Raw genomic sequence first — 866 nt, forward strand, 5'->3', positions numbered from 1 at the left:
ACGATGAGCTTGGCCTGCTCGGGGGTGCGCGTCGCGGTGATCTGGCGGGCGACGGCGCGCAGCAGGGACGTCTTGCCCGACTCGGTGTCGCCGATGACGATCAGCCCGGCCTCCTCGCCGGGGGTGAAGACGACGGGCGCCAGGCGGTTGCCCTCCACGCCGATGGTCACGCCCGGGCCGGCCGGGGCGTCGGCGAGGGGGAAGCTGGTGGGCAGCAGCCGGACCCCGGGGGCGCGGCGGCCCGCCCAGGCATCGTCGACGCGCCGGACGAGATCGGCCACACCCTCCGGGAGTCCGTCGTCGGAGCGCACGCCGTCCACCCGCGGGACCGCGGTGAGGAAGTGCAGCTTCTCCTCGGTGATCCCCCGGCCGGGACGTCCGGCCGGAATCGTCCGCTGCGCCTTGCGGTCCACCTCGGAGTCCAGCGCGTCGCCGAGCTTCAACTCCACCTTCGTGCCGATGAGATCGCGCAGGCCCATGCGCATGTCCAGCCAGCGGTTCCCGGTGATGACCAGGTGGATGCCATAGGTGAGCATCCGGCCCGCGACCGCCATCAGGGTCTGCTCCAGCTCCGGATAGCTCTGCCGCAGCACCGCCCACCCGTCGACGACCAGGAACACATCGCCATGGGGATCGTCGGTGACACGCCCCTCGGCGCGGGACCGGCGGTAGGCGGCCATCGACTCCACGCCGGACTCGCGGAAGCGGGTCTCGCGGCGCTCCAGCACGTGCAGGACCTCGGCCACGGTGCGATTGACGAGTTCGGCGTCGAGGCGCCCGGCGACGCCGCCGACGTGCGGCAGCCCGGCGAACGGGAACAGCGTGCCGCTGAAGTCCAGGCAGTAGAACTGCACTTCGTCCGGCGT

The 866-nt window shown here is 72.4% G+C and carries 1 protein-coding gene; it reads right to left on the bottom strand.

Translation table 11 applies throughout. The features are described 5' to 3' along the window. Positions 1–866: type VII secretion protein EccCb (eccCb, locus tag RM590_RS35415; protein WP_311708929.1), on the bottom strand; the 866-nt coding region annotated here is incomplete at both ends.

The organism is Streptomyces litchfieldiae, assembly GCF_031845365.1.
Classification (GTDB): Bacteria; Actinomycetota; Actinomycetes; order Streptomycetales; family Streptomycetaceae; genus Streptomyces; species Streptomyces litchfieldiae.